The organism is Streptomyces sp. 351MFTsu5.1, assembly GCF_000383655.1.
Classification (GTDB): Bacteria; Actinomycetota; Actinomycetes; order Streptomycetales; family Streptomycetaceae; genus Streptomyces; species Streptomyces griseorubiginosus.
The window spans coordinates 374359-398585 of record NZ_KB911782.1 but is presented as its reverse complement, the minus strand read 5'-3'; the positions used below and the strand labels follow the sequence as shown (position 1 = coordinate 398585).

The window sequence follows — 24227 nt, the reverse complement described above, 5'->3', positions numbered from 1 at the left end:
TGTCTGAGGGTTTCCTGTGGACGCTTCGAGCGTCCCGGCCCCTTCGGACAGGCACGGCACTCTCTGTCCCCTTCCCCCACGTATTCAAGGAACAGAATGCAGCCTTCATCCGTTCCGCTCCGCAGCCCCGCGGCTCCTGGGCGACGCTTACCGGCGGCCGCCGCCGCATGCGTGATGGCACTGCTGGCCGTGCTGCTGTCGACCGCGCCGTCATGGCCGGCACCGGCGTCGGCGGCGACCCTGGTGAGCTCGGCGTCGGGCCGGTGTCTCGACGTCAAGGGCAACGTCGACACGACCGGCACCGCGCTGGACATCTGGGACTGCAACGACCAGGCCAACCAGGCCTTCGAGTTCACGGCGGCGGGTGAGCTGAGGACGATGGGCGGCACCCGGTGCGTGGACGCCTACGACAACCGGACGGCCCCCGGAGCCCCCGTGGTCATCCGGGCCTGCGACGGCCGGCCGGCCCAGGTGTGGCGTCGGAACTCCGACGGGTCCGTCACCGGTGCGGCATCCGGCTTCTGCCTGGACGTCAGCGGAGCGGCAACGGCCAACGGCACCGCGGTCATCCTGTGGACCTGCAACGGCCAGGGCAACCAGAAGTGGAGCACCCCGGCATCCCCGCCACCGCCGCCGCCCGGCGGGTCCGGCCCCTGCGACCTCTACGCCGCGGGCGGCACACCGTGCGTGGCCGCGCACAGCACGGTGCGTGCGCTCCAGAGTGCGTACAACGGCTCCCTGTACCAGGTCAGGCGCTCCTCGGACAACGCCACCCGGGACATCGGCGTGCTGGCGCCCGGCGGCTTCGCCGACGCGGCGGCGCAGGACGCCTTCTGCGCGGGAACCTCGTGCGTGATCACGGTCGTACGCGACCAGTCAGGACACGGCAACGACCTGTGGTACCAGGGTTCGTCCCAGGTCCCCGGGTCGACTCAGAGCAGCCCCGCGAAGGCGACCTCCGAGTCCCTCACCGCCGGGGGCACCAAGGCGTACTCGCTGTACATCAACCCCGGCAACAGCTACTGGCGGGACGGCCACCTGACGGGCGTGCCGACCGGTGCCGCACCCGAAGGGGCGTACATGGTGACCAGCGGCACCCACGTCAACAGCGGCTGCTGCTTCGACTACGGCAACAGCGAGACGACCCGGAAGGCCGACGCCGCCGGGGCGATGGACGCGATCAACTTCGGTACCCAGTGCTGGTTCGGCGGGTGCGCCGGCAGCGGTCCCTGGGTGCAGGCCGACCTCGAATGGGGCCTGTACCCCGGCGGCAGCCAGTCCTGGAACCCCAACCAGCGCGCGTTCGCCGGCAAGTTCGTGACGGCGATGCTGAAGAACAACGGCACGTCGAGGTTCGCCCTCAAGGGCGGCAACGCGCAGTCCGGCAGCCTGACCACCCTGTGGGACGGCGCGCTGCCCGGCGGATACAGCCCGATGAAGAAGCAGGGTGCGATCGTCCTCGGCAGCGGCGGTGACTGCTGCAAGCCCGGTGGCGGTGCCAACCTGAGCGCCGGCACCTTCTACGAGGGGGCCATCGTCGCCGGCTATCCCTCCGACGCGACCGACAACGCGGTGCAGGCCAACATCACCGCGGCCGGATACCGCTGAGTCCTTCTGCCCCACGGCGAGTTCTGCCGCAACCCGGCTCAGGAGTCAATGACATGCACATGATTAACCGCACGCTGGCGTTCGCCTTCGCCGTCGCGCTCTTCTGCGTAGGCCTGCCCCTCGTCTCCCTCGGCACGGCCCGGCCCGCCGCCGCGCTGGGCAACGGGCTGGCACTCACCCCGCAGATGGGCTTCAACGACTGGAACGCGTACGGCTGCAACGTGTCCGAGTCCCTGATCAAGAGCACCGCACAGGCGATGCACACCAACGGCATGCAGGCGGCGGGCTACTCCTACGTCAACATCGACGACTGCTGGATGACCCACAACCGTGACTCGGGCGGACGCCTGGTGCCGGACCCGGCCAAGTTCCCCGACGGCATCAAGGGCACCGCGGACTACGTGCACTCGCTCGGGCTGAAGCTCGGCATCTACGAGGACGCGGGCACCGCGACCTGCGCCGGCTACCCGGGCAGCCTGGGCCACGAGACCACGGACGCCCAGTCGTTCGCCTCGTGGGGCGTGGACTACCTGAAGTACGACAACTGCAACAACAACGGCGTCTCAGCGCAGAGCCGGTACACCGCGATGCGGGACGCCCTGGCAGCCACCGGCCGGCCGATCCTGTACAGCCTGTGCAACTGGGGCCAGGACAACGTGTGGACCTGGGGCGCGAACGTGGGCAACAGCTGGCGCACCACCGGTGACATCAGCGCCAACTTCGCCAGCATGCTGTCCATCTTCCACAGCAACGTGGGACTGGCCTCCTACGCGGGCCCAGGCCACTGGAACGACCCGGACATGCTGGAGGTCGGAAACGGCTCGATGACGGCCACCGAGAGCCGCAGCGAGTTCAGCCTCTGGGCTGAGATGGCGGCACCGCTGATCGCGGGCACCAACATCCCCTCGGCGAGCGCGGACACGCTGGCCACCCTTACCAACTCCCGGGTGATCGCGGTCGACCAGGACCCGCTCGGCAAGCAGGGCACCATGGTCTCCTCCTCGGGCGGCCTGGACGTGCTGGCCAAGCCCTTGGCCAACGGGGATGTGTCGGTGGCCCTGTTCAACGAGACGGGCTCGACAGCGACCATCTCGACCACCGCGGCCGCGATCGGCAAGACCGGGGCGTCCACCTACACCCTGACCGACCTGTGGTCGGGGGCCTCCTCCACCACCTCGGGCACGATCAGCGCCTCGGTACCGGCCCACGGCACGGTGATGTACCGGGTCGCGGGCGGCACCAGCGGCGGCGGCACCAGCGTGACCGGCGCGGTGCACGCGGTGGGTGCGGGCAAGTGCCTGGACGTACCCAACTCGACCACGACCGCCGGCACCCAGGTGGTGATCTGGAGCTGCAACGGCGGCGCCAACCAGACCTGGACGCACTCCGCGTCCAACCAGTTCACCGTCTACTCCGGCAGCAGCCAGATGTGCCTGGACGCCTACAACAACCAGACCATACCGGGCACGAAGGTGGAGATCTGGACGTGCAACGGCCAGAGCAATCAGCAGTGGACGCTGAACACCGACGGCACCATCACCGGCGTCCAGTCGGGCCTGTGCCTGGACGTCGCCGGAGGGGCCACCGCCGACGGCACCCTCGCCCAGCTGCAGACCTGCAACGGCGGCAGCAGCCAGAAGTGGACGTTGGGATGACCCCGCGATCGAACCCCGGAGGAGGTCTCCATGCTCGAACCAGCCGGTGATCGCCGACACAGGCGAGGGAAAGCCGTGTTCCTTGTCGTCCTGGCGATGATCGTGGCCGCGTTCGCCGCCCCGGCGTTCGCCACGTCCTCGCGGTCCGCAACGGCGGCGCAACGCGTGGCGGACGCGTCGCTCCCGTGCGACCTCTACGCCGCGGGCGGCACTCCGTGCGTGACGGCGCACTCCACGACCAGGGCGCTCTTCGCGTCGTACAACGGCCCGCTGTACCAGATCCAGCGGGCCTCCGACCGCAGCTACCGCGACATAGGGCTGCTCAGCACGGGCGGGTACGCCGACGGCGCGTCCCAGGTGTCGTTCTGCTCGGGCACGTCGTGCACCATCACGAAGATCTACGACCAGACCGCCCAGCACAACGACATGCCGATCTCCTGGGGCGGCTACTGGAAGGGCCCGGGGCCCAACGGATCCGATGTCGGCGCGGACGCCATGGCCCTGCCGGTGACCGCCGCCGGCCATCAGGTCTTCGGGATCAAGGTCACCCCCGGTGTCGGCTACCGGATCGACCACGCCAAGGGCGTGCCCACCGGTTCCCAGCCGGCAGGCATCTACATGGTGACCTCCTCGAACTACACCAACCAGTGGTGCTGCTTCGACTACGGCAGCGGGGAGAACTCCCACACCGACACCGGCAACGCCACCATGAACGCCATCTACTGGGGCAACGCCTGTTGGTTCGGCGGCTGCACCGGCAGCGGCCCGTGGGTCGAGGCCGACCTGGAGAACGGCATGTTCCACACCAACACCGGCTCCAACAAGGACCCGAACAACCCCGGTGTGCACTACCCGTTCGTCAGCGCGTGGCTGAAGAACAACGGCACCAGCAACTTCACCCTCAAATACGGCAACGGCGCGAGCGGCGGCCTGACCACCACCTTCTCCGGGCCCCTGCCGAACGGCTACTCGCCGATGAAGGTCGACAGCTCGGTCCTGCTCGGCACCGGGGGAGACAACAGCCCCAACGGCGTGGGCGAGTTCTTCGAGGGCGCGATGACGGCGGGCTACCCCTCCGACGCCACCGAGAACGCCGTTCAGACGAGCATCACCGCGGCCGGCTACGGGACGGGAAGCGGCGGTGGCGGTGGCACGACGGGTGCGCTGCACGCGGTGGGCGCGGGCAAGTGCCTGGAGGTGCCCGGAGCGTCCACGACCCCGGGTACGCAGACGCAGATCCGGGACTGCTCGGGTGCGGCGAACCAGACCTGGTCCCGGACCGACTCCCGCGAACTCGCCGTGTACTCCGGCAGCAGCCGGCTGTGCCTGGACGCCTCAGGCCAGGGCACCAGCCCGGGAACCAAGGTCATCACCTGGACCTGCAACGGTCAGCCCAACCAGCAGTGGAACGTCAACGCCAACGGCACCGTCACCAGCGCCCCGTCCGGCCTGTGCCTGGACGTGACGGGCGCCGCTACCGCCAACGGCACCCCCGTGGAGCTGTGGAACTGCAACAGCCAGTCCAACCAGCAGTGGTCGCTGAGCTGACCGTGTGAGGGACCCGCACGCGGCTCCGGGGCGGCATCCGACCGCCGCCCCGGCACGCCGCTGCGCGCCCCCTGCACGGTAACCGGCACCGTCCAGCACGCGCGCCGCAGCGCGGCGGCGCCCGATCGCAGGAGATTCGGATGACGACGAGAGTGAGATCCGGCCGTCGGGCACTGCTGGCCGGCATCCTCCTGGCGCTCGTGCTGCCGCTGCTGTCGACGACCGTGAGCAGGGCCGCCGAGGGCAGGTCGCTGAGCGTGAACCTGGCGTCGCCCCGCGGGCCGTCGACCGGCGTGGGGGAGGGGTTCCTCTACGGCATCAGCGAGGACGGCACCAAGCCGGTGGACGCGTTCCTCCAGCCGCTCGGGATCAACGCCTTCCGCGGCGGCGGATGGTTCTCCGGGGGCTGGATCAGGGACGGCTACCAGTACGGCACGGCCACCCGGGCCGACCTCGACTCGATCACCGCGCAGGCGAAACGCCTGACCCGGCCGCCGTACCACGCGCAGTACCAGGTCCTCGTCAGCGACATCTACGGCGCGAACGGCGGCCAGCCGTCGACCACCAGGTACCCGTGCGACAACGGCGACTGCTCCGACTGGCTCCGCTTCATCGACTCCACGGTGGGCGCACTCCAAGCCTCGGGGCTCACCTTCTCCTACGACATCTGGAACGAGCCCGACATCTCCGCCTTCTGGACCCGCGGTGTCAACAGCGCCCAGTACTTCCAGATGTGGGACACGGCCTACCGCGAGATCCGGCGCATCGCCCCCGGGGCGCAGATCGTCGGGCCGTCCTTCGCGTTCACCCCGGAACGCAACCCCGGCCAGTGGCGGACCTGGCTCGCGCACGTGAAGACGGCCGGAACCGTGCCGGACATGATCGCCAACCACAACGAGGGCGATGTCGACGACCCGGTCACCGTCGCGCGGAGCCTCAACAGCGCCCTGACCGCGGCGGGCATCGGACCGCTGCCGCTGTCCTCGAACGAGTACCAGCCCGCCGACCGGCAGACCACCGGGGTGACGGCCTGGTACCTCGCCCGGTTCGCGCAGTCCGGGTACACCAACGCGATGCGCGGCAACTGGGTGTGCTGCGTCACCCCGAACCTGACCGGCGTCCTCACCCAGAGCGGGGGCAACTGGCAGCCCAACGGCAACTGGTGGGCGCTGCGGGAGTACGCCGACATGACCGGCACCCTCGTCGACACCTCCGGCCAGGTCGGCTCGACCGCGATCTCGGCCGCCGAGGACGCCTCCGCCGCGCGAGTGGTCGCGGTCGTGGGCGACTCCAACGGGTACACCGGTGCCGCGTCCGTGACCTTCAACGGGCTGTCGTCCGTGCCCTGGCCCGCGAACGACGGCACCGTCCACGTCACCGTGCACCGCATCCCGGACCAGGCACCCCTCGCGGCTCCCCAGACCGTGTACGACCAGAACGTGAGCACCGCCGGGGGCTCGATCACCGTGCCCTTCACGTTCCAGGGCGCGCACGACGCGTTCACCGTCCACCTGACCCCCGCCTCCTCCGGCGGCCAGGGCTTCCCGGCCGGCTACCACCAACTCGTCGTCGCCCACGACACCTTGTGCCTGGACGTGTACGGCAACTCGGGCAGCGCGGGCGCCGCGATCGGCCAGTGGACCTGCACCGGGCAGAGCAACCAGCTGTTCCAGTTCGTGCCGGCCTCGGGCGGCTACGGCGAACTGCGGGCCCAGAACTCCGGCTTGGACGTCGCGGTCGCGGGCGGCTCCACGACGGCCGGCACCCCGGACATCGTCCAGCAACCCCCCGGCACAGCGGCCAACGGCCTCTGGCTGCCCGTACGCCAGTCCGACGGCTCCTACGCCTTCCAGAACCGCAACAGCGGCCTGTGCCTGGACGTCCCCGGCGCCGACAGCACCCCCGGCCGGCAACTGGATCAGTGGCCGTGCAAGAACGCCCCCGGCACCAACCAGGACTTCTTCGTGCGCTGAACCGTCCGCTGAACCGTCCGCCGACCACACCGGCCGTGGACACCCCCACCAGCGAAAGGACCCCACCGTGTCAGCAATCGCACGGCTGTTACGGCGCCTGCGTGTCCCGACGGCCGTCGTCGCGGGCCTCCTCCTGACCGCCGGCGGCGTCGTCGGCACGGCCGCCGCGCCCGCCCAGGCCGCCACCTCCGTCACGATCAACGGCACCTCCGGTGGCCGTGTCTTCGACGGCGTCGGCGCCATCAGCGGCGGGGGCGGCAACAGCAGACTCCTGATCGACTACCCCGAGCCCCAGCGCGGCCAGATCCTCGACTACCTGTTCAAGCCCGGCTACGGCGCCTCCCTCCAGATCCTCAAGGCGGAGATCGGCGGCGACACCAACTCCACCTCGGGCGCCGAGCCGAGCCACCAGCACACCCGGTCCGACCTCAACTGCGACCGGGGCTACGAGTGGTGGCTCATGGAGCAGGCCAAGGCGCGCAACCCGAACCTCAAGCTGTACGGGCTCGCCTGGGGCGCCCCCGGCTGGATCGGCGGCGGCAACTTCTGGTCCACCGACATGGTCAACTACGACCTGGCGTGGCTGGGTTGCGCCAAGAAGCACGGGCTGAGCATCGACTACCTCGGCGGCTGGAACGAGCGCGGCTACAACGTCTCCTGGTACCAGCAGCTGCGCAGCGCCCTCAACAGCAACGGCTACGGCAGCGTCAAGATCGTCGCCGCCGACTCGGACTGGGGGGTGGCCAACGACATCAACTCCAACGCGTCGTTCGCCTCAGCGGTGAGCGCCATCGGCACGCACTACCCCTGCGGCTACCGGTCGGCCCAGTCCGACTGCTCGGTGCCCGCGGCGGCCCTGTCGTCCGGCAAGCCCCTGTGGGCGAGCGAGAACGGCTCGGACGACTACAACGGGGGAGCGCAGGCCGTGGCCCGCGGCATCAACCGCGGGTACATCGACGGACGGATGACCGCCTACCTCAACTGGCCGGTCGTCGCCGCCCTCACCCCCAACCTGCCGTACCCCACGATGGGTCTCGCCCTGGCCGCACAGCCGTGGTCCGGCGCCTACTCCATCGGCAAGAACGCCTGGGTGATGGCGCACACCAGCCAGTTCACCGCCCCCGGGTGGCGGTACGTCGACTCCTCCAGCGGCTACATCGGCGGCAACCGCACCAACGGAAGCTACGTCTCGCTGAAGTCTCCCAACAACTCCGACTGGTCCACGGTCGTCGAGACGATGGACGCCGGCGGCGACCAGACGCTGAACTTCAGCGTCACCGGAGGGCTGTCCACCGGAACCGTCCACGTCTGGTCCACCGACGTCAGGTCCGGCAACACGGCCGACCACTTCGTGCACGCCACCGACATCACCCCGTCCGGCGGCACCTTCAGCCTGACCGTGCGACCCGGCCACCTCTACACCCTGAGCACCACGACCGGGCAGGGCAAGGGCACCGCCACCGGACCGGCCAAGGCCCCGCTGAAGCTGCCGTACAGCGACTCCTTCGACGGCAACGCCTCCGGTACCGAGGCGAAGTACCTCATGGACTGGCAGGGCGCCTTCGAGGCGGTCGGCTGCGGCGGCGGCCGCAGCGGCATGTGCGTGCGCCAGATGAGCCCGCAGAAGCCGATCACCTGGGACACGCTGACCGATCCGCACGCCCTGCTCGGCGACGTGGGCTGGGGCAACTACACGGTCTCGTCGGACGTACTGCTCGAACAGTCCGGCTACGTCGAGCTGATCGGCCGAGCGGGCGGGCACGACTACGACCGCACCGGCGGGCAGAACGCCTACCGCCTCAGGGTGAGCGACACCGGCGCCTGGTCGATCCTGAACTCGAACACCAACGGCAATGTCACCACCCTGGCCCGCGGCACGACCGCCGCGCTGGGCACCAACCGCTGGCACACCCTGGGCCTCACCTTCTCCGGCACCTCGATCACCGCGGTCGTCGACGGTGCCACGGTCGGTTCCGCGAACGACGGCACCTGGGCGACCGGCCAGATCGGCTACGGGACCAGCCAGGGCGAGACGGCCCAGTTCGACAACCTGTCCATCACCCCCGGCAGCGGCGGGAACGACGGCGGCATCACCGGCGCGATCGTCGGGACCGCCTCCGGACGGTGCGTGGACGTGCCGAACCAGTCGCACACGGCCGGCACCCAGGTGGCGCTGTGGGACTGCAACGGCGGCAGCAACCAGCAGTGGACGAACACCTCCGCCGGTGAGCTGCGCGTCTACGGCAGCGTCTGCCTGGACGCGGCCGGACAGGGCACCAGCCCCGGCACCAAGGTGACCATCTGGGACTGCAACGGCGGCGCCAACCAGAAGTGGACGCTCCACACCGACGGCACCCTCACCGGCGTCCAGTCCGGTCTCTGCCTGGACGCCACCGGCGCCGGAACGGCCAACGGCACCCCGCTCCAGCTGTCGACCTGCAACGGCGCCGGCAGCCAGAAGTGGACGCGCGACTGACCCCGTGTTCCCGAGCCTCCCCGATTCCTCCGAAAGGCCCCCCCATGACTTCCTCCCCCCTGCCGCTCAGCCGGCGCCGGCTGCTGGCGGCGGCCGGTGCCGCGACAGCCGTCGGCCTGCTGCGGTTCGCCCCCGACGCCGCCGCGACCGAGGGCCCCCAGAGCTACACCCCGAGCTGGTCCTCCGTGGACCAGCACCCCCCGGCGCCCGCCTGGTTCCAGGACGCCAAGTTCGGCATCTACTACCACTGGGGCGCCTTCAGCGTTCCGGCGTTCGGCAACGAGTGGTACCCGCGCAACATGTACATCGGCGGCTCGGCCGAGAACAACCACCACAAGGCCACCTACGGCGACCCCACAGCCTGGCCCTACAACAACTTCATCGACGGCGCCCGTGACAAGGCGGGCACCTTCGTCCAGTTCGCCCCCAAGCTCGCCTCCCAGGGCGGCAACTTCGACCCGGACGCCTGGGCGCGGCTGTTCAAGGCCGCGGGCGCCCGGTTCGCCGGCCCGGTCGCCGAACATCACGACGGCTTCTCCATGTGGAACAGCCGCTCCAACCCGTGGAACTCGGTGCAGCACGGCCCCAGGCTCGATCTGGTGGGACTGCACGCCCAGGCCATCCGCGGGCAGGGACTGAAGTTCATGGCCTCCCTGCACCACGCCTACCACTTCAACGGCTACTACGACCATGTGCCGTCCCAGTCGGACCCCACGCTCCGCATCCTCTACGGCCAGCAGGGCACGGCGGCGGAGAACAAGCTCTGGTACGACAAGCTCGTCGAGGTCGTCGACGGCTACCAACCGGACCTGGTGTGGCAGGACTTCGCCCTCAATCAGGTGCAGGAGTCCTACCGGCTCCAGTTCCTCGCGCACTACTACAACCAGGCGGTCGCATGGAACAAGGACGTGGCCGCGACCTACAAGGACGGCTTCAACAACAAGGGCGAGGTCTTCGACTTCGAGCGCGGCGGCCCAGCCGGGCTGCTCACCCCCTACTGGCTGACCGACGACAGCATCTCCTCCTCCAGCTGGTGCTACACGGTCGGCATCGGCTACTACTCGACGCAGGCCCTGCTCCACTCGCTGATCGACCGGGTCAGCAAGGGCGGGAGCATGCTGCTGAACATCGCCCCGATGGCCGACGGCACCATCCCCTCCGGACAGCAGTCCATCCTGCTCGCCATGGGCGACTGGCTGGGCCGCTTCGGAGAGGCGGTCTACTCCACCCGCACCTGGGCCAGTTACGGCGAGGGCCCGACCAAGATGGGCGGGGGTTCCTTCAGCGGACCGGTGGCGGGCAAACCGCAGGACATCCGGTTCACCCGCAGCAAGGACAACAAGGTGCTCTACGCCACCGCCCTGGGCTGGCAGGGCGGCACCCTGACCATCGCGACGCTGAACTCCCAACAGATCAACCTCAGCAGCCTGACGCGCGCGCAACTCCTGAACAACACCGCCGGCACCTACATCGATCTGCCCGCACCCGTCCAGGACGCCTCCGGCCTGCACCTCACCATGCCCTCGTCCAACGCGCCGTTCAGCGCGCTGGCGTACACGGTCAAGCTCACCTTCTCCGGTGAGATCCCCGTCCTGGGCGCGCCGGGCGGCTCCACGACCTGGGTCAGGATCGCCAACGTGACCAGCGGACTGGTGCTCGACAGCGGGGGCGACGTGGCCTCCGGCGCCAACCTCAAGCAGTGGGGCTACGACGGCAGCACCAACCTCCAGTGGCAGCTGATCGACCTCGGCAACGGCTACTACCGCATCGTGAACCGCACCAACGGCATGGCCGCAGACAGCTGGGGCAACACCGCCAACGGCGCCCCCGCCCGCCAGGAGGCATGGAACGGCGGCAACAACCAGCAGTGGTCACTCACCAGCCTCGGCAACAACCGCTACCAGATCGTCAACCGCGGCACCGGCACCGCCCTCGACGGCAGCGGCAGCACCACGGCCGGTTCGACCACGGTGCTGTGGACGCCGAACTCCAGCACCAACAACCAATGGACCATCACCCCCGTCTGAGCACGGGTGCTCCCTGTCACTCCCCTGACCACGGAAGAAGGAGAGCATGAAACGCACACCGCTCTTGATGCCCCTCGTGGCCGCGCTGCTTCTCGTCCTGGCGGCCGCGGGCACGTCGTTCAGCAGCGGCCTCGGCGCACCGGCGTCGGTGACGAGGACCGCCGCTGCCAGCACCGGCTGCGGCAAGCCCCCGGCGCTGACCAGTGGGAACCACACGATCCAGAGCGGCGGCCAGAACCGCAGTTACATCCTGCGGGTCCCCGCCGGCTACGACAGCAACCGCCCCTACCGGCTGATCTTCGGCTTCCACTGGCGGGGCGGCACCGCGAACGACGTCGACTCGGGCGGCACGGACGGGTACAACTGGTCCTACTACGGCCTCAGGCGCCTGGCGGACAGCGCGAACAACGGCACGATCTTCGTCGCCCCCCAGGGCAACGGCAACGGCTGGGCCAACCCCGGCGGCCAGGACGTGGCCTTCGTCGACGCCCTGGTCAACCAGATCGAAGCGGGCCTGTGCGTAGACACCACCCAGTTGTTCGCCGGCGGCTTCAGCTACGGCGGCGGCATGTCGTACGCCCTCGCGTGCTCCCGGGCCACGGTCTTCCGCGCGGTCGCGGTCTACTCCGGAGCCAACCTCAGCGGGTGCAGCGGCGGCAACCAGCCCATCGCCTACATGGGACTGCACGGCCTCAGGGACAACGTGCTGCCCATCCAGTCGGGACGGGACCTGCGCGACACCTTTGTCCGGACGAACGGCTGCACCCCGCAGAACCCGCCCGAGCCGGCCTACGGGAGCCTGACGCACATCATCACCACCTACTCCGGATGCAAGTCCGGATACCCCGTCGTCTGGGCCGCGTTCGACGGAGCAGGCCACGACCCCGGCCCCGTCGACGGTTCCACCGGTGACGGCTGGCGCACCTGGACGTCGGGAGCGGTGTGGCAGTTCTTCACCCAGTTCGGTTCGGGCACGACACCGCCGGACCCGCAGCCGTCCGGCAACCAGAAGATCGTCGGCCAGCAGTCCGGACGCTGCCTCGACATCAACAACTTCACCACCACCAACGGCACGCAGGCCCAACTGTGGGACTGCAACGGCGGCACCAACCAGCGGTGGACCCACAGCACCGGAAAGCAGCTGGTGATCTACGGCAACAAGTGCCTCGGCGTGGGCCAGGGGGCGGGCAACGGCACGCCGGCGGCGATCTGGGACTGCACCGGCCAGCCGGACCAGCAGTGGAACATCAACCCCGACGGCACGATCACCGCGGCGCAGTCGGGGCTCTGCCTGGACGCCGGCGGCCAGGGCACGGCCAACGGCACGAAGATCCAGCTCTGGAGCTGCTCGGGCGGCACGAACCAGCGCTGGCGACTGGAGAACTGACCCACGGGGCCAGGCACGCCACCCCGCGTGCCTGGCCCACAGCCGAAGGGACCAACCGGGGACCGGCCAAGGCGCCTTCTGGCGGCTCCTAGAAGAAGCCCAGCTTCTTCGGCGAGTACGACACCAGGAGGTTCTTCGTCTGCTGGTAGTGCTCCAGCATCATCTTGTGCGTCTCCCGCCCGATCCCCGACTGCTTGTACCCGCCGAACGCGGCGTGCGCCGGGTACGCGTGGTAGCAGTTCGTCCAGACGCGGCCCGCCTGGATCGCGCGCCCGGCGCGGTACGCCGTGTTGATGTCCCGAGTCCACACGCCCGCGCCGAGCCCGTACAGCGTGTCGTTGGCGATCTTCAGGGCGTCGTCGAAGTCGGCGAACGACGTCACCGAGACGACCGGGCCGAAGATCTCCTCCTGGAAGATCCGCATGCGGTTGTCGCCCTCGAAGATCGTCGGCTGGACGTAGTAGCCGCCCTTCAACTCGCCGTCGTACTCGATGCGTTCGCCGCCGGTGAGCACCCGAGCCCCCTCCTGGCGGCCGACGTCCAGGTAGGAGAGGATCTTCTCCAGCTGGTCGTTGGAGGCCTGGGCGCCGATCATCGTGTCGGTGTCCAGGGGATGGCCCGGCTTGATGAGTTCGGTGCGGGCGACGGCGGCCTCGACGAACTCGGCGTAATGGCCGGACTGGACCAGCGCCCGGGACGGACAGGTGCAGACCTCGCCCTGGTTGAGGGCGAACATCGTGAACCCCTCGAGCGCCTTGTCCCGGAAGTCGTCGTCGTGCGCCCAGACGTCGTCGAAGAAGATGTTCGGTGACTTGCCGCCGAGTTCCAGGGTGACCGGCTTGATGTTCTCCGAGGCGTACTGCATGATCAGCCGCCCCGTCGTGGTCTCGCCGGTGAACGCCACCTTCGCCACCCGCGGGCTCGACGCGAGCGGCTTGCCGGCCTCCACGCCGAAGCCGTTGACGATGTTCACCACGCCCGGCGGCAGCAGGTCCGCGATCAGGCTCATCCAGTAGTGGAGGGAGGCCGGGGTCTGCTCGGCGGGCTTGATGACGACCGCGTTGCCCGCGGCGAGGGCGGGGGCCAGCTTCCACGTCGCCATCAGGATCGGGAAGTTCCACGGGATGATCTGCGCGACGACACCGAGCGGCTCGTGGAAGTGGTACGCCACCGTGTCGTCGTCGACCTCGCCGAGCGACCCCTCCTGGGCCCGGATCGCCCCCGCGAAGTAGCGGAAGTGGTCGATGGCCAGCGGGATGTCGGCCGCCAGCGTCTCCCGGACCGGCTTGCCGTTCTCCCAACTCTCGGCGACGGCGAGCTTCTCCAGGTTCGCCTCCATCCGGTCGGCGATCTTCAGGAGGATGTCGGAGCGTTCGGTCACCGAGGTCCGGCCCCAGCCCGGCGCGGCGGCGTGCGCGGCGTCCAGCGCCCGCTCCACGTCCTCCGCCGTACCCCGCGCGACCTCGGTGAACGGCTGCCCGTTCACCGGAGACGGGTTCTCGAAGTACTGCCCGCGCGCCGGCGGCACGTACTCGCCACCGATGAAGTGGTCGTAGCGCGCCTGGTAGGAGACGATCGCGCCCTCGGTGCCGGGTGCCGCGTAACGGGTCATGCTGGCCAGCCTCCTTCAGCAGCGCCGCCCGCCGTTGGGCGGCTCTGCGCGTGAGGCTAGAAGCGCGGACGTTGCAACCACGTTGCCGTCGGCGCGGCCAGCTCCGACTCCAGCGCGGCCAGCCGGGCCCGCACGCTCGCCGTGGGTCGAAGGGCCGCGAGCGCCCGCCACACGTCGAGGTCGTCCTCGCCCCACGGCGCGTGCGCCCAGTCCGCCAGCAGGTCGGGATCCCGGCGGGCGATCAACGCCGTGCGCAGCCCGTCGGCGATCAGACGCCTCAGCCGTGCCACCGCCGGAGCCCGCGAGGAGGGCAGCAGCGGACCGGTGTACCCCCGCGCCGCCCCCGTGACCGCCCCGCTCTCCAGCCGCCGCTCCACGACGGCCACGTCCGACTCGACCGGCACGGTCAGCCGGTACGGCCGCGACGCCAGCAGCCCCGGCCCCAGCACCCGCCGCAGCCTGGCCAGTTCGGCCCGCAGCGTCACCGGCGTCACCGACTCGTCCTCGTACAGCGCGCACAGCAACTCGTCCCCGCTCAAGCCCTCCGGGTGCCGGGTCAGGAGCACAAGGATCTCGCTGTGCCGCCGACTCAGCCTGATCCTGCGTCCGGCGCTCGTGAACACCGCTTCGTCCCGGCCCAGCGCGCTCAGTTCGGGGGTGTCGGCGGCTGTCTCCGGCGGGAGAAGCAGCGCCAGCTGGGACTCGGCGGCCCGCGCGACCGCCTGGACGAAGCCCAGACTGTGCGGATGCGCCAGCCCGTCCCCGCCGGTGATGTCCACGGCCCCCAGCACCCGCCCGGTCCGCGGATCGTGGACCGGTGCCGCCGCGCACGTCCACGGCTGCACCCGGCGGATGAAGTGCTCCGCCGCGAACACCTGCACGGGCCGGTCCACGGCCACCGCGGTACCCGGCGCGTTCGTCCCGACCGCGGCCTCCGACCACCGCGCCCCCGGCACGAAGTTCATCCGGCCCGCCTGCCGCCGGGTAGTCGCGTGCCCCTCCACCCACAGCAGCCTGCCGTGCTCGTCGCACACCGCGAGCAGATGCTCCCCGTCGGAGGCGAAGGTCCCCATCAGCTCACGGAACAACGGCATGACCCGAGCCAGCGGATGCTCCGCCCGGTACACGTCGAGGTCCCCGTCGCTGAGTTCGACGCTCGCCGTCCCGTCGGGCCCCACCCCCGCCCGCGCGGAACGCCGCCACGAATCCGCCACCACCGGGCGCACCGGCCGCTGCACCGTACCCGCCTCGGTGAACGACTCGTGCGCCCGCAGCAGCATCCGGACCCGCTCGGCGGGGTCGGCACCCGCCTCCAGGGCCACCCATGGATCGGACAACTCGGCCTCCCCGGAACGCGATGCGGCTGGGAACATCGTCACTCCGGGTGCCCGCCCCGACAACCTCTTCGACCGGCGCCACCCGAACGAGGCCGGATCACATGGCTTCCACCATCCTCATGTAACGCGTCCAGTCCCAGGACGGCCCCGGGTCGGTGTGGTCCGAACCCGGCACCTCGTAGTGCCCGATGATGTGCGCGCGGTCCCGGGGAATCCCGTACTTGTCGCAGATCCCCGCCGTGAGCTTCGCGGACTCCTCGTACAGGGCGTCGGTGAAGTACGCCGGCTTGTCCACCCACCCCTCGTGCTCGATGCCGATGCTGCGCGTGTTGTAGTCCCAGTTCCCCGCATGCCAGGCGACGTCCGCCTCCCGCACGCACTGCGCGACGTGCCCGTCCGCCGAACGCACGACGTAGTGCGCGGACACCTGCTTCGCCGGGTTGCGGAAGATGTCCAGGGCCTCGGTGTAGGAGGTCTGCGTGACGTGGACGACCACCAGGTTCACCCGGTAGGACCACGGACGGTCCGACTCCGTGAAGTTGGACGACGTGGCGGGCTGCCACTCGGCGAGGGGGTAGTCGCCGGTCTGCGGAGCCGCCCCGGCTCGTGTCTCGGGAAGCAGTGCGTAGGGTACGGCGGCCAGCAAGGCCCCCTTCAGCAGCCGCCGTCGGTCGAACATTGGCCTGGCGCGTTCCAAGGATCGGTGCCTCTCAGGTCGGCGGCGTTCAGCCCCGAAAGGCCGCCGCGGTCTCACGGAGCCGGTGGTGCACTCCGCGGTGAGTCTCGCGCGCGGGCAGCCATTCCTTGCGGATCTTCGCCACGCACGTGTAGTTGGTGTCGCAGACGTTGGCCAACGGCGATTCCACGGCCTGAGTCGCGAACTGGTAGGCGTCCAGCTCGCTGAATCCGTAGTCGCGGACGAGCCACTGCACCAGGTCTAGCTGGGATATCCGGAACGCGTCCTCGAGCGGGCGGGCCGAGCCCGTCGAGATGATGTGGGTGTCCGACTCGATGCGCGGCCAGGGCGTGGCGAGCCCCTTGAGCAGTTCCACGATCACCACGGTGTTCATCGCGCACTCGACGGCGACGCCGCAGGTCTCGCCCTCGCCCTGCCGGGCATGGCCGTCACCGAGGCTGAGCAGGGCGCCCTCCACGTTGACCCCGAGGTAGCAGGTGACGCCGGCCCGCATCTCCGGTGTGTCCATGTTCCCGCCATGCGCGTCGGGCACCAGCGCCGAGCGCACCTCCAGATTGGCGGGCGCCACCCCGACGGTGCCGTGCATCGGGTCCATGGGCAGCTCGATCTCGATGTCGCTGTCGTGCGCCCGGAACAGGGCCGTGCGCCGGGTCCGGTCCAGCTGCCAGATCCACACGGTCTCCGGCAGCGGGGGCTGGAGCGTGGCGGTGGAGTGCGTGGAGGTGAGCGCGCCGAACAGGGGGACCGTGGTGGACGCGGCCCAGTCCCGGGCCGGCTCCACGGACACGAAGTGCACGGCGACGGTGTCACCCGGCTCCGCGCCCTCGATGTGGAAGGGACCGGTCTGCGGGTTCAGGAACGGGAACTCGCACACCTCGGACACCAGGTCCTTCTCGGACCGCACCCGCCCCGCGAAGCAGTCCTCGGTGTAGAGGTCGAGGACGGTGCCGGGCTTGATGCGGGCCACCGGCGGGGCACCGCCGAACGTCCAGGCGTACTCGCCCGGTTCGGGCCGTACGGTCAGAATCCTGGGGTCGCTCATCCTGCACTGCTCCGATCGGTTCGGGTTCGTCGAGGTGGACGCGGGCGGTGTCGGATATGCGGTCCGGATGTCACCCCCCGATTCCCGTCGTGGGAGGCGATGGGTGCCTCGCGTGAATCACGGTACGGCGGACGTCGACGGGGCAGAAGGGGGCTGGGTGTTTCCGTGGAGAACCTTGGAAATGTGGATAACTCGCTCACCCGACGGGGTGAAATGACGGGCCGTCAGGCGCGTTCGCCCACAGCCGCCGGGTCGTCCAGCACCGCCCGCACCACCGAGTGCGCGGCGCCCAGCAAGGGCCCCTGCGAACCGAGGCGTGACACCGACACAGGACAGGCCGGACCGGCGGTGCGCCGGGCCAGTTCGTCCCGCAGCGAGGGCAGCAGCCAGGGCGCGAGCCCGGCCAGCGCCCCGCCGAGCACCACGCCTTCGGGGTCGAGGAGATTGACCGCCCCGGTCAGCGCGATACCGAGTGCCTCTCCCGCCTCGCGCAGGGCGTCCCGTACGTTCTCGTCGCCGTCCGCCGCGTGCTGGGCGAGCAGCCCGACCTGGTCCTCGCCCGGTTCGAGGCCCGCTGCCCTGAGCACGGCCTCCTCACCGGCGTACTGCTCCAGGCACCCCCGGCTGCCGCAGGGACAGCGGGGGCCGTCCGGGCGGACCGGCACATGGCCCAGCTCGCCCGCGAAACCGCGGGTGCCGCGCAGCAGCTGGCCGTCCACCACGAGGGCCGCGCCGATGCCGATCTCCGCCGAGACGTGCAGGAAGTCGTGGGGTGTGCCGTCGCCGAGCCAGAGTTCCGCCAGCGCGCCGAAGTTGGCCTCGTTGCCCACGGTCAGCGGGAAGTCCTCGGGCAGCAGGGCGCCGAGATCGGTGTCGTGCCAGTCGAGGTTCGGGGCGCGGACGACGGTCCGGGCGTCCCGCGCCACCAGGCCGGGTACCGCCACGGCGAGCCCCGCGGGCCACAGGCCCTCGCTCTCCGCCTCCGCCACCACCTGGCGGACCAGCGAGGAGAGGTCCGCGATCACCGGCTCGGGCGCGCGGCCCCGGTTCGCGCCGTACCGCACCACCTGTGCGCGGGTCTGGCCGCGCAGGTCGACCGCGCAGACCGCGAGGTGGTCCACACCGATCTCCGCGCCTATCCCGGCGGGGCCCCGCCCGCTGACGGCGAGCGCGGAGCCGGGCCTGCCGACCCGCCCGGGGCGCTCGGGGCCCAGTTCCTCCAGGAGCCCCGAGCGTATGAGCTCGTCGACGAGGGTCGACACCGCGGCCCGGGTCAGACCGATCCGCGAGGCCACCGCGGCACGCGACAGCGGCCCCTCGGCGCTGACGGCGTGCATGACTCGGGCCAGATTGCGGCGGCGCATGCCCTGCTGGGTGTCGGGCAGACCGCGGCGGGGGCCGGCCGGGTGTGCATCGTGCGCGCCGCGTGCCGGTCCCGCCGGTTGGGCGTCGTGCGGGGCGCGCCCCGAGGCTTTCGGGCGAGCAGCGTGCGTGCCCCGCCCCGGGTCGGCCGGTTCGGCGTTGTGCAGCGGTGCGGTCATGCCTCCCTCACTCCCCAGAGGTCCCCCGCTCCAGCAGCGGCGCCGCGTCGGAGAGTACCCCGGCGATCCTGGCCAGCGTCTCGTCGTCCCGCTCGACGGCCTCCAGCACAGGCCCCGCCGCGGTGTTCCAGCGCCGGGCGACCGCGCCCGGGTCCTCGCCGGTCAGCAGCCCGGCGGCCTGCGCGGCGGCGCCCAGTGCGACCAGCTCCTTGGCTTCCGGCACCTGCACCGGACGTCCCGAGAGCCGTCGTACGGTCTGCTGCCAGGCGGTGCCCTGGGCGCCGCCGCCGATCAGCAGCAGCGGCGTGGAACGGTCGGCATCCGCGTCGAGCACCAGGTCCAGGGCCCCGAGGAGCGCCTGCACGGCACCGTCGTAGGCCGCCTGGAGGAGCTGCCCGCCGGTGGTGTCGTGGCGCAGGCCGTGCAGGAGACCCGAGGCGTTCGGCAGGTTCGGGGTGCGCTCGCCGTCCAGATAGGGCAGCAGGGTGACCCCCGCGACCGGCTCCACGGCCTCGCGGTCCAGGTTCAGCAGGGCCGCCACGCGGTCCACGGCGAGCGTGCAGTTCAGGGTGCAGGCGAGCGGCAGCCAGTCGCCGTGCGCGTCGGCGAAACCCGCCACGGTGCCGGTCGGGTCGGTGGGGCGGCGCTTCGACACCGCGTACACCGTGCCCGAGGTGCCGAGACTCATCACCGGCGTGCCGGGACGCAGTCCGAGGCCCAGCGCGGCCGCCGCGTTGTCACCGGTGCCGGGCGCGACCAGGGTGCCCTTGGAGAACGGCAGGTCATGGCCGTCGCGGACGGTGCCGGCGACCTCGCCGGGCCGGACCACGCGGGGGAGCAGCGCGGGGTCGAGCCCCACATGCGCGAGGATCTCGCTATCGTACGACTCCGTCGCCGACGCCCACCAGCCGGTACCGGAGGCGTCACCGCGGTCGGTGGTGCCCTCACCGGTGAGACGCTCGGTGAGGTAGTCGTGGGGCAGGCGGACGGCCTTGGTGGCCCGCAGGGCCTCCGGTTCGTGCTCGGCGAGCCAGGCCCACTTCGTGACCGTGAAGGAGGCGCCCGGCACGCTTCCGGTCCGTTCCGCCCAGGCCTTGGGGCCGCCCAGCTCGTCGATGAGCCGTCTGGCCTGCGGCGCCGAGCGCACGTCGTTCCAGAGCATGGCCGGGCGGACCGGCTCGCCCCGCGCGTCCAGGGTGACGAGGCCGTGCTGCTGGCCGCCGATCGACACCGCGGCGGCCTCCCGGGCGGCGTCACCGCACTGGCGCAGGGCCTCGGAGAGCGCGTCCCACCACCGGCGGGGGTCGCTCTCGCGGCCGGCCCCGGACGACACGGTGTGCGGCGCCTGGCCGCGGGCGACGACCCGGCCGGTGGCCGCGTCGACCACCAGCGCCTTGGTGGACTGGGTGGACGTGTCCACACCGACGACGAGCGGACCCTCGGCTGCTGACATCGGGCTCTCCCTTGTTGCGCGGCTCATGATCTCGATGCGGCCGGTGTCTCCATCCGGAGACACCTTGTCTCTTCCCAGAGACGTGTGCGCATACTAATTTGTAAACCGCCATGACGAAATAGTCCGGAGCAGCAAGGAGCCGCGTCATGAACTACCAGCCCACCCCCGAGGACAGGTTCACGTTCGGCCTGTGGACCGTCGGCTGGCAGGGAAGGGACCCGTTCGGCGACGCCACCCGGCGTGCCCTCGACCCCGTCGAGACGGTGCAGCGCCTGGCTGAGCTCGGCGCCCACGGCGTGACCTTCCACGACGACGACCTGATCCCCTTCGGGTCCTCGGACGTCGAGCGCGAGAGCCACATCAAGCGTTTCCGCGAGGCCCTGGACGCGACCGGCATGAAGGTGCCGATGGCGACCACCAACCTCTTCACGCACCCCGTCTTCAAGGACGGCGCGTTCACCGCCAACGACCGCGACGTACGCCGCTACGCCCTGCGCAAGACCATCCGCAACATCGACCTCGCGGTCGAGCTCGGCGCCGAGACGTACGTCGCGTGGGGCGGCCGTGAGGGCGCCGAGTCCGGTGCCGCCAAGGACGTCCGCGTGGCGCTCGACCGCATGAAGGAGGCCTTCGACCTCCTCGGCGAGTACGTCACCGAGCAGGGCTACGACCTGAAGTTCGCGATCGAGCCCAAGCCGAACGAGCCGCGCGGCGACATCCTGCTGCCCACCGTCGGCCACGCGCTCGCGTTCATCGAGCGCCTGGAGCGCCCCGAGCTGTACGGCGTGAACCCCGAGGTCGGCCACGAGCAGATGGCCGGGCTGAACTTCCCGCACGGCATCGCGCAGGCCCTGTGGGCGGGCAAGCTCTTCCACATCGACCTCAACGGCCAGTCCGGCATCAAGTACGACCAGGACCTGCGCTTCGGCGCCGGTGACCTGCGTGCCGCCTTCTGGCTCGTCGACCTGCTGGAGAGTGCCGGTTACGCCGGTCCGAAGCACTTCGACTTCAAGCCCCCGCGGACCGAGGACCTCGACGGTGTGTGGGCGTCGGCCGCGGGCTGCATGCGCAACTACCTCATCCTCAAGGAGCGTGCCACCGCCTTCCGCGCCGACCCGCAGGTCCAGGAGGCGCTGCGCGCCGCCCGCCTGGACGAGCTGGCGCAGCAGACGGCCGCGGACGGCCTCAAGTCGCTGCTCGCGGACCGCACCGCCTTCGAGGACTTCGACGTGGAGGCGGCCGCCACCCGCGGCATGGCCTTCGAGCAGCTCGACCAGCTCGCCATGGACCACCTCCTGGGTGCCCGCGGCTGAACGAGGCCCACGCGCGCGTGCGGTCGGTCGTGAGCGGCCTCCTTCGACGGCATACGCAGATGCCGACGGCCGGAGTGCACGGGGACGGTCCGACAGGTCAGGCGCACGCGCGCGCAGGGGGGTGCCCCCGCGTGGAATGTTCCGGAATCATGCGATCCACGGCATGAGCCCGTATCAACTCCCGCGTGGGGGTCGCCCCGTGACCGGTTCGCGGCGACTCTGGACGGTATGGCCATGCCGCCGGTACCGCCCCAGCCGCCCGGACCGCCGGGCGACACACCGCCTCCGGGCGGTGGTTTCGGACCACCTCCTGACGACTTCGGACGCAAGGGCCCGAACCCCTACGGGCGTCTGCCCTCGACCCAGCCGATACCGTCCGTCCACGAAGGCCGGGGCGGTGGACCCAGAGGCCCTCGCCGCCGCAGCCCGCTGTTCGCTCTGCTCGTCCTGGTCGTGGCCGCCGTCGCCGTGATCGCCGTGATCTTCATGGCCTCGGGCAGTGACGACTCACAGGACAAGAACCCGGCCCCGCGGACCAGCACGAGCGGCTCTCCCGAGCCGTCGTTCAGCCTGCCCACGCGGCTTCCCAGCGAGTTGCCCAGCGAGCTTCCGTCGCAGTTCCCGAGCGAGCTTCCCAGCGAGTTCCCGAGCGACCTGGAGTCGTTGCTTCCGTCCTTGGGGTGACGGCTGGACGGGTTGGCGCCGACCGTCTGCGGTCCGGTCCGATCAGCCGCACACGCGTGTGTGCTCCACGCTCACTCAAGGAGAGGCGCGGGGCGCCCGGTGCGGACCCAGCCCCTGGAGAACCTCGCCGAGTTGGTCTGCCGTGAGCGCGGGGGAGGGCAGGTTCGTGACGCCGGGCGTGGCCCGCAGGCTGTCGAGGAGCAGGGCCAGCGGGCGGCGCCAGGCATCCGGTGCGACGGCGCCTGCCAGGGCCGGGACGGCTCGCCCCAGTGCGGCGAGCGCGAAGAGGACGTCCTCCGTCGTGACGTCCGCGCGCATGCTGCCCTGTTCGCGGCCACGGGCCAGCAGCACGTCCATGGTCGCCCGGTTGTGGGCGTGGACGGCTTGCAAGGAGTCGACGCCTTCGAGACCTGTGGTCATCAGGTCGTTGGTGCCCCGGTCGGTGGCCAGCACGGCGAACACGGCTCCCAGGTAGTCCACGAGACCCTCCCAGGCGTCCGGGGCGTTCCGGGCCCGTTCGCCCGCGGCCATGGTGTCCGCGAGCGGCTCACGGAAGACCGCGTCGACCAGCTCTGCGCGGCTGGGGAAATGCCGGTACAGCGTGGCGTTCCCCACCCCGGCGCGCCGGGCGATCACGTCCAGAGGCGCCTCGAGCCCCTGCTCCGTGAACACCTCGTGCGCGGCTCCGACCAGCAACTCCCGATTGCGGCGCGCATCGCGCCGTCGAGCCGGTGCCGTCGCCTCGTTCGTCATGATCGCGCCTCTCCGTCGTACCGGGGAGTGGTCCCCGGTCGCGATGCTATCGTTCGACGGGGAAGCGGGGAGTGGTCCCCATTTCGTGGAGGAGGGGTGGATCGTGGGCAGTGCGGCGCTTGTTCTCGGCGGAGGTGCTCGCGTCGGAGGGGCCTGGATGACAGGAGTCCTCGCGGGCCTCCATGACGCCGGTGCCGATCCGGCCCGGGCGGACGTGGTCATCGGGACCTCGGCCGGCGCGATCTTCGGTGCGCGCCTGCTGGCCGGCGAGCCCGCGCGAGAGCTGTACGAACGTCAACTGGCCGGTGCCGACTCCGTGGACCTCGATGTGACGCTCGGTCAGACGCTCCGCTTCCTGTGGGCCGCCCTGGGCTCCCGCGACCCGGAACGTTCCGTGCGGCGTCTCGGACGAGCGGCCCTGAAGGCCCGTACGGGCCCCGAGTCCGACGTGTACGAGGCTCTGGGGCCGCTGCTGCGAGGCGTCGGGGACTGGCCCGACCGTGCACTGAGGATCACTGCCGTCGACGCTCTCACAGGGCAACTGAAGGCCTTCGACGCCGAATCGGGCGTCACCCTCCGGGAGGCCGTCGTCGCGAGTTGCGCGGTTCCCGTGGTCTGGCCTCCCGTCGCGCTCGCCGGGCGCCGCTGGATGGACGGCGGCAGCCGTTCCACCGCCAACATCCACCTCGCGCGCGGCCATCACCATGTCCTGGCCATCGCCCCGATCCCCCGCCCCGTGGGACCTCATGCGGACGCCGCGCAGCAAGCGGCCCAACTCACCGCCGAAGGCGCCCACGTCACTCTCGTGACCCCGGACCGGGCCGCGCGCCGCGCCATGGGACGCGATATGACCGTGGACGCGCGCCGCCCGGCGGCCGCCCGCGCCGGGTACGCCCAGGGGGTGGCAGCGGCGGCGTTGCTGCCCGCGGAGTGGAGTTCCGGGTGACGGCTGCCGGGCGGGGCCGTCGCCCGTGGAGTGGAACGCCGGGTAACGCTGGCCGGGTGGGCCTTCGTAGATCTCAAGGCCGGGCTCGGGGCGCGGCAGACGTGCGGGTGGCTCTCATCCGCCGTGCTGGGGCGCGGCAGACCGCAAAGACCGTGATCGGGGCGTTGCGAGCCTC

At 70.9% G+C, this 24227-nt stretch carries 17 protein-coding genes; 10 read left to right on the top strand and 7 right to left on the bottom strand.

What is annotated here, in order from left to right; all coding sequences use genetic code 11:
- Positions 1–174 precede the first annotated feature (174 nt).
- From H295_RS0120680 to H295_RS0120650, 7 genes are all read left to right on the top strand, one after another.
- A complete protein-coding gene (locus tag H295_RS0120680; RefSeq protein ID WP_020137254.1) occupies positions 175–1608 on the top strand; it encodes an arabinofuranosidase catalytic domain-containing protein in 1434 nt (477 codons plus the stop codon).
- Between the two features lie 53 nt (positions 1609–1661).
- Positions 1662–3263, top strand: a complete 1602-nt coding sequence (locus H295_RS0120675; RefSeq protein WP_020137253.1) for a glycoside hydrolase family 27 protein — start codon at positions 1662–1664, stop codon at positions 3261–3263.
- 30 nt (positions 3264–3293) lie between these two features.
- Complete coding sequence (locus tag H295_RS0120670; RefSeq protein WP_043217658.1) at positions 3294–4811, top strand: arabinofuranosidase catalytic domain-containing protein; 1518 nt, start codon at positions 3294–3296, stop codon at positions 4809–4811.
- A 140-nt stretch (positions 4812–4951) separates the two neighbouring features.
- Positions 4952–6784: an RICIN domain-containing protein gene (locus H295_RS0120665; RefSeq protein WP_020137251.1), complete on the top strand. Its 1833-nt coding sequence runs from the start codon at positions 4952–4954 to the stop codon at positions 6782–6784.
- 67 nt (positions 6785–6851) lie between these two features.
- On the top strand, positions 6852–9260 hold the full coding sequence (locus tag H295_RS0120660) for a ricin-type beta-trefoil lectin domain protein (protein ID WP_020137250.1): 2409 nt from the start codon (positions 6852–6854) through the stop codon (positions 9258–9260).
- Positions 9261–9304: 44 nt separating this feature from the next.
- Positions 9305–11287 (top strand): alpha-L-fucosidase, encoded by a 1983-nt coding sequence (locus H295_RS0120655; protein WP_020137249.1) that lies wholly within the window; start codon positions 9305–9307, stop codon positions 11285–11287.
- A 67-nt stretch (positions 11288–11354) separates the two neighbouring features.
- Positions 11355–12674: an RICIN domain-containing protein gene (locus tag H295_RS0120650; RefSeq protein WP_020137248.1), complete on the top strand. Its 1320-nt coding sequence runs from the start codon at positions 11355–11357 to the stop codon at positions 12672–12674.
- Positions 12675–12762: 88 nt separating this feature from the next.
- Here the strand turns inward: H295_RS0120650 and H295_RS0120645 are convergent, their stop codons facing one another.
- The 6 genes from H295_RS0120645 to xylB form a co-directional block, all read right to left on the bottom strand.
- Positions 12763–14286 carry an aldehyde dehydrogenase family protein gene (locus H295_RS0120645; RefSeq protein WP_020137247.1) on the bottom strand — a complete coding sequence of 508 codons (1524 nt, stop codon included), beginning with the start codon at positions 14284–14286 and terminating at the stop codon, positions 12763–12765.
- 56 nt (positions 14287–14342) lie between these two features.
- Positions 14343–15623 carry a GAF domain-containing protein gene (locus H295_RS0120640; RefSeq protein WP_028809572.1) on the bottom strand — a complete coding sequence of 427 codons (1281 nt, stop codon included), beginning with the start codon at positions 15621–15623 and terminating at the stop codon, positions 14343–14345.
- A gap of 97 nt (positions 15624–15720) precedes the next feature.
- Positions 15721–16302 (bottom strand): N-acetylmuramoyl-L-alanine amidase, encoded by a 582-nt coding sequence (locus H295_RS0120635; protein WP_020137245.1) that lies wholly within the window; start codon positions 16300–16302, stop codon positions 15721–15723.
- A gap of 46 nt (positions 16303–16348) precedes the next feature.
- Positions 16349–17362 (bottom strand): acetamidase/formamidase family protein, encoded by a 1014-nt coding sequence (locus H295_RS0120630; RefSeq protein WP_020137244.1) that lies wholly within the window; start codon positions 17360–17362, stop codon positions 16349–16351.
- A gap of 224 nt (positions 17363–17586) precedes the next feature.
- Entirely contained in the window at positions 17587–18903 is a 1317-nt protein-coding gene (locus H295_RS0120625; RefSeq protein ID WP_020137243.1) for an ROK family transcriptional regulator, read from the bottom strand.
- Between the two features lie 7 nt (positions 18904–18910).
- A complete protein-coding gene (xylB, locus tag H295_RS0120620; RefSeq protein ID WP_020137242.1) occupies positions 18911–20356 on the bottom strand; it encodes a xylulokinase in 1446 nt (481 codons plus the stop codon).
- 146 nt (positions 20357–20502) lie between these two features.
- Between xylB and xylA the strand changes: the two genes are divergently transcribed.
- Positions 20503–21669 carry a xylose isomerase gene (gene xylA / locus H295_RS0120615; protein WP_020137241.1) on the top strand — a complete coding sequence of 389 codons (1167 nt, stop codon included), beginning with the start codon at positions 20503–20505 and terminating at the stop codon, positions 21667–21669.
- 228 nt (positions 21670–21897) lie between these two features.
- Positions 21898–22353, top strand: a complete 456-nt coding sequence (locus tag H295_RS46775) for a hypothetical protein (protein ID WP_234021644.1) — start codon at positions 21898–21900, stop codon at positions 22351–22353.
- A 75-nt stretch (positions 22354–22428) separates the two neighbouring features.
- Here H295_RS46775 and H295_RS0120605 read toward each other — a convergent pair whose 3' ends face one another.
- The gene (locus H295_RS0120605) at positions 22429–23106 is read right to left on the bottom strand and encodes a TetR/AcrR family transcriptional regulator (protein WP_028809569.1); all 678 of its coding nucleotides are present in this window, start codon (positions 23104–23106) and stop codon (positions 22429–22431) included.
- A 103-nt stretch (positions 23107–23209) separates the two neighbouring features.
- On the opposite strand from H295_RS0120605, the gene H295_RS0120600 reads away from it, so the two are divergent.
- The gene (locus H295_RS0120600; protein ID WP_028809568.1) at positions 23210–24052 is read left to right on the top strand and encodes a patatin-like phospholipase family protein; all 843 of its coding nucleotides are present in this window, start codon (positions 23210–23212) and stop codon (positions 24050–24052) included.
- The last annotated feature ends 175 nt before the right edge of the window (positions 24053–24227 follow it).

What these genes read in the sequence shown, in the direction of transcription:
- H295_RS0120680 (WP_020137254.1), top strand. Translation starts at nt 175, where the DNA reads ATGGCACTGCTGGCCGTGCTGCTGTCGACCGCGCCGTCATGGCCGGCA.
- H295_RS0120675 (WP_020137253.1), top strand. Translation starts at nt 1,662, where the DNA reads ATGCACATGATTAACCGCACGCTGGCGTTCGCCTTCGCCGTCGCGCTC.
- H295_RS0120670 (WP_043217658.1), top strand. Translation starts at nt 3,294, where the DNA reads ATGCTCGAACCAGCCGGTGATCGCCGACACAGGCGAGGGAAAGCCGTG.
- H295_RS0120665 (WP_020137251.1), top strand. Translation starts at nt 4,952, where the DNA reads ATGACGACGAGAGTGAGATCCGGCCGTCGGGCACTGCTGGCCGGCATC.
- H295_RS0120655 (WP_020137249.1), top strand. Translation starts at nt 9,305, where the DNA reads ATGACTTCCTCCCCCCTGCCGCTCAGCCGGCGCCGGCTGCTGGCGGCG.
- H295_RS0120650 (WP_020137248.1), top strand. Translation starts at nt 11,355, where the DNA reads ATGCCCCTCGTGGCCGCGCTGCTTCTCGTCCTGGCGGCCGCGGGCACG.
- H295_RS0120645 (WP_020137247.1), bottom strand. Translation starts at nt 14,286, where the DNA reads ATGACCCGTTACGCGGCACCCGGCACCGAGGGCGCGATCGTCTCCTAC.
- H295_RS0120635 (WP_020137245.1), bottom strand. Translation starts at nt 16,302, where the DNA reads ATGTTCGACCGACGGCGGCTGCTGAAGGGGGCCTTGCTGGCCGCCGTA.
- H295_RS0120630 (WP_020137244.1), bottom strand. Translation starts at nt 17,362, where the DNA reads ATGAGCGACCCCAGGATTCTGACCGTACGGCCCGAACCGGGCGAGTAC.
- H295_RS0120625 (WP_020137243.1), bottom strand. Translation starts at nt 18,903, where the DNA reads ATGACCGCACCGCTGCACAACGCCGAACCGGCCGACCCGGGGCGGGGC.
- xylB (WP_020137242.1), bottom strand. Translation starts at nt 20,356, where the DNA reads ATGTCAGCAGCCGAGGGTCCGCTCGTCGTCGGTGTGGACACGTCCACC.
- xylA (WP_020137241.1), top strand. Translation starts at nt 20,503, where the DNA reads ATGAACTACCAGCCCACCCCCGAGGACAGGTTCACGTTCGGCCTGTGG.
- H295_RS46775 (WP_234021644.1), top strand. Translation starts at nt 21,898, where the DNA reads ATGGCCATGCCGCCGGTACCGCCCCAGCCGCCCGGACCGCCGGGCGAC.
- H295_RS0120605 (WP_028809569.1), bottom strand. Translation starts at nt 23,106, where the DNA reads ATGACGAACGAGGCGACGGCACCGGCTCGACGGCGCGATGCGCGCCGC.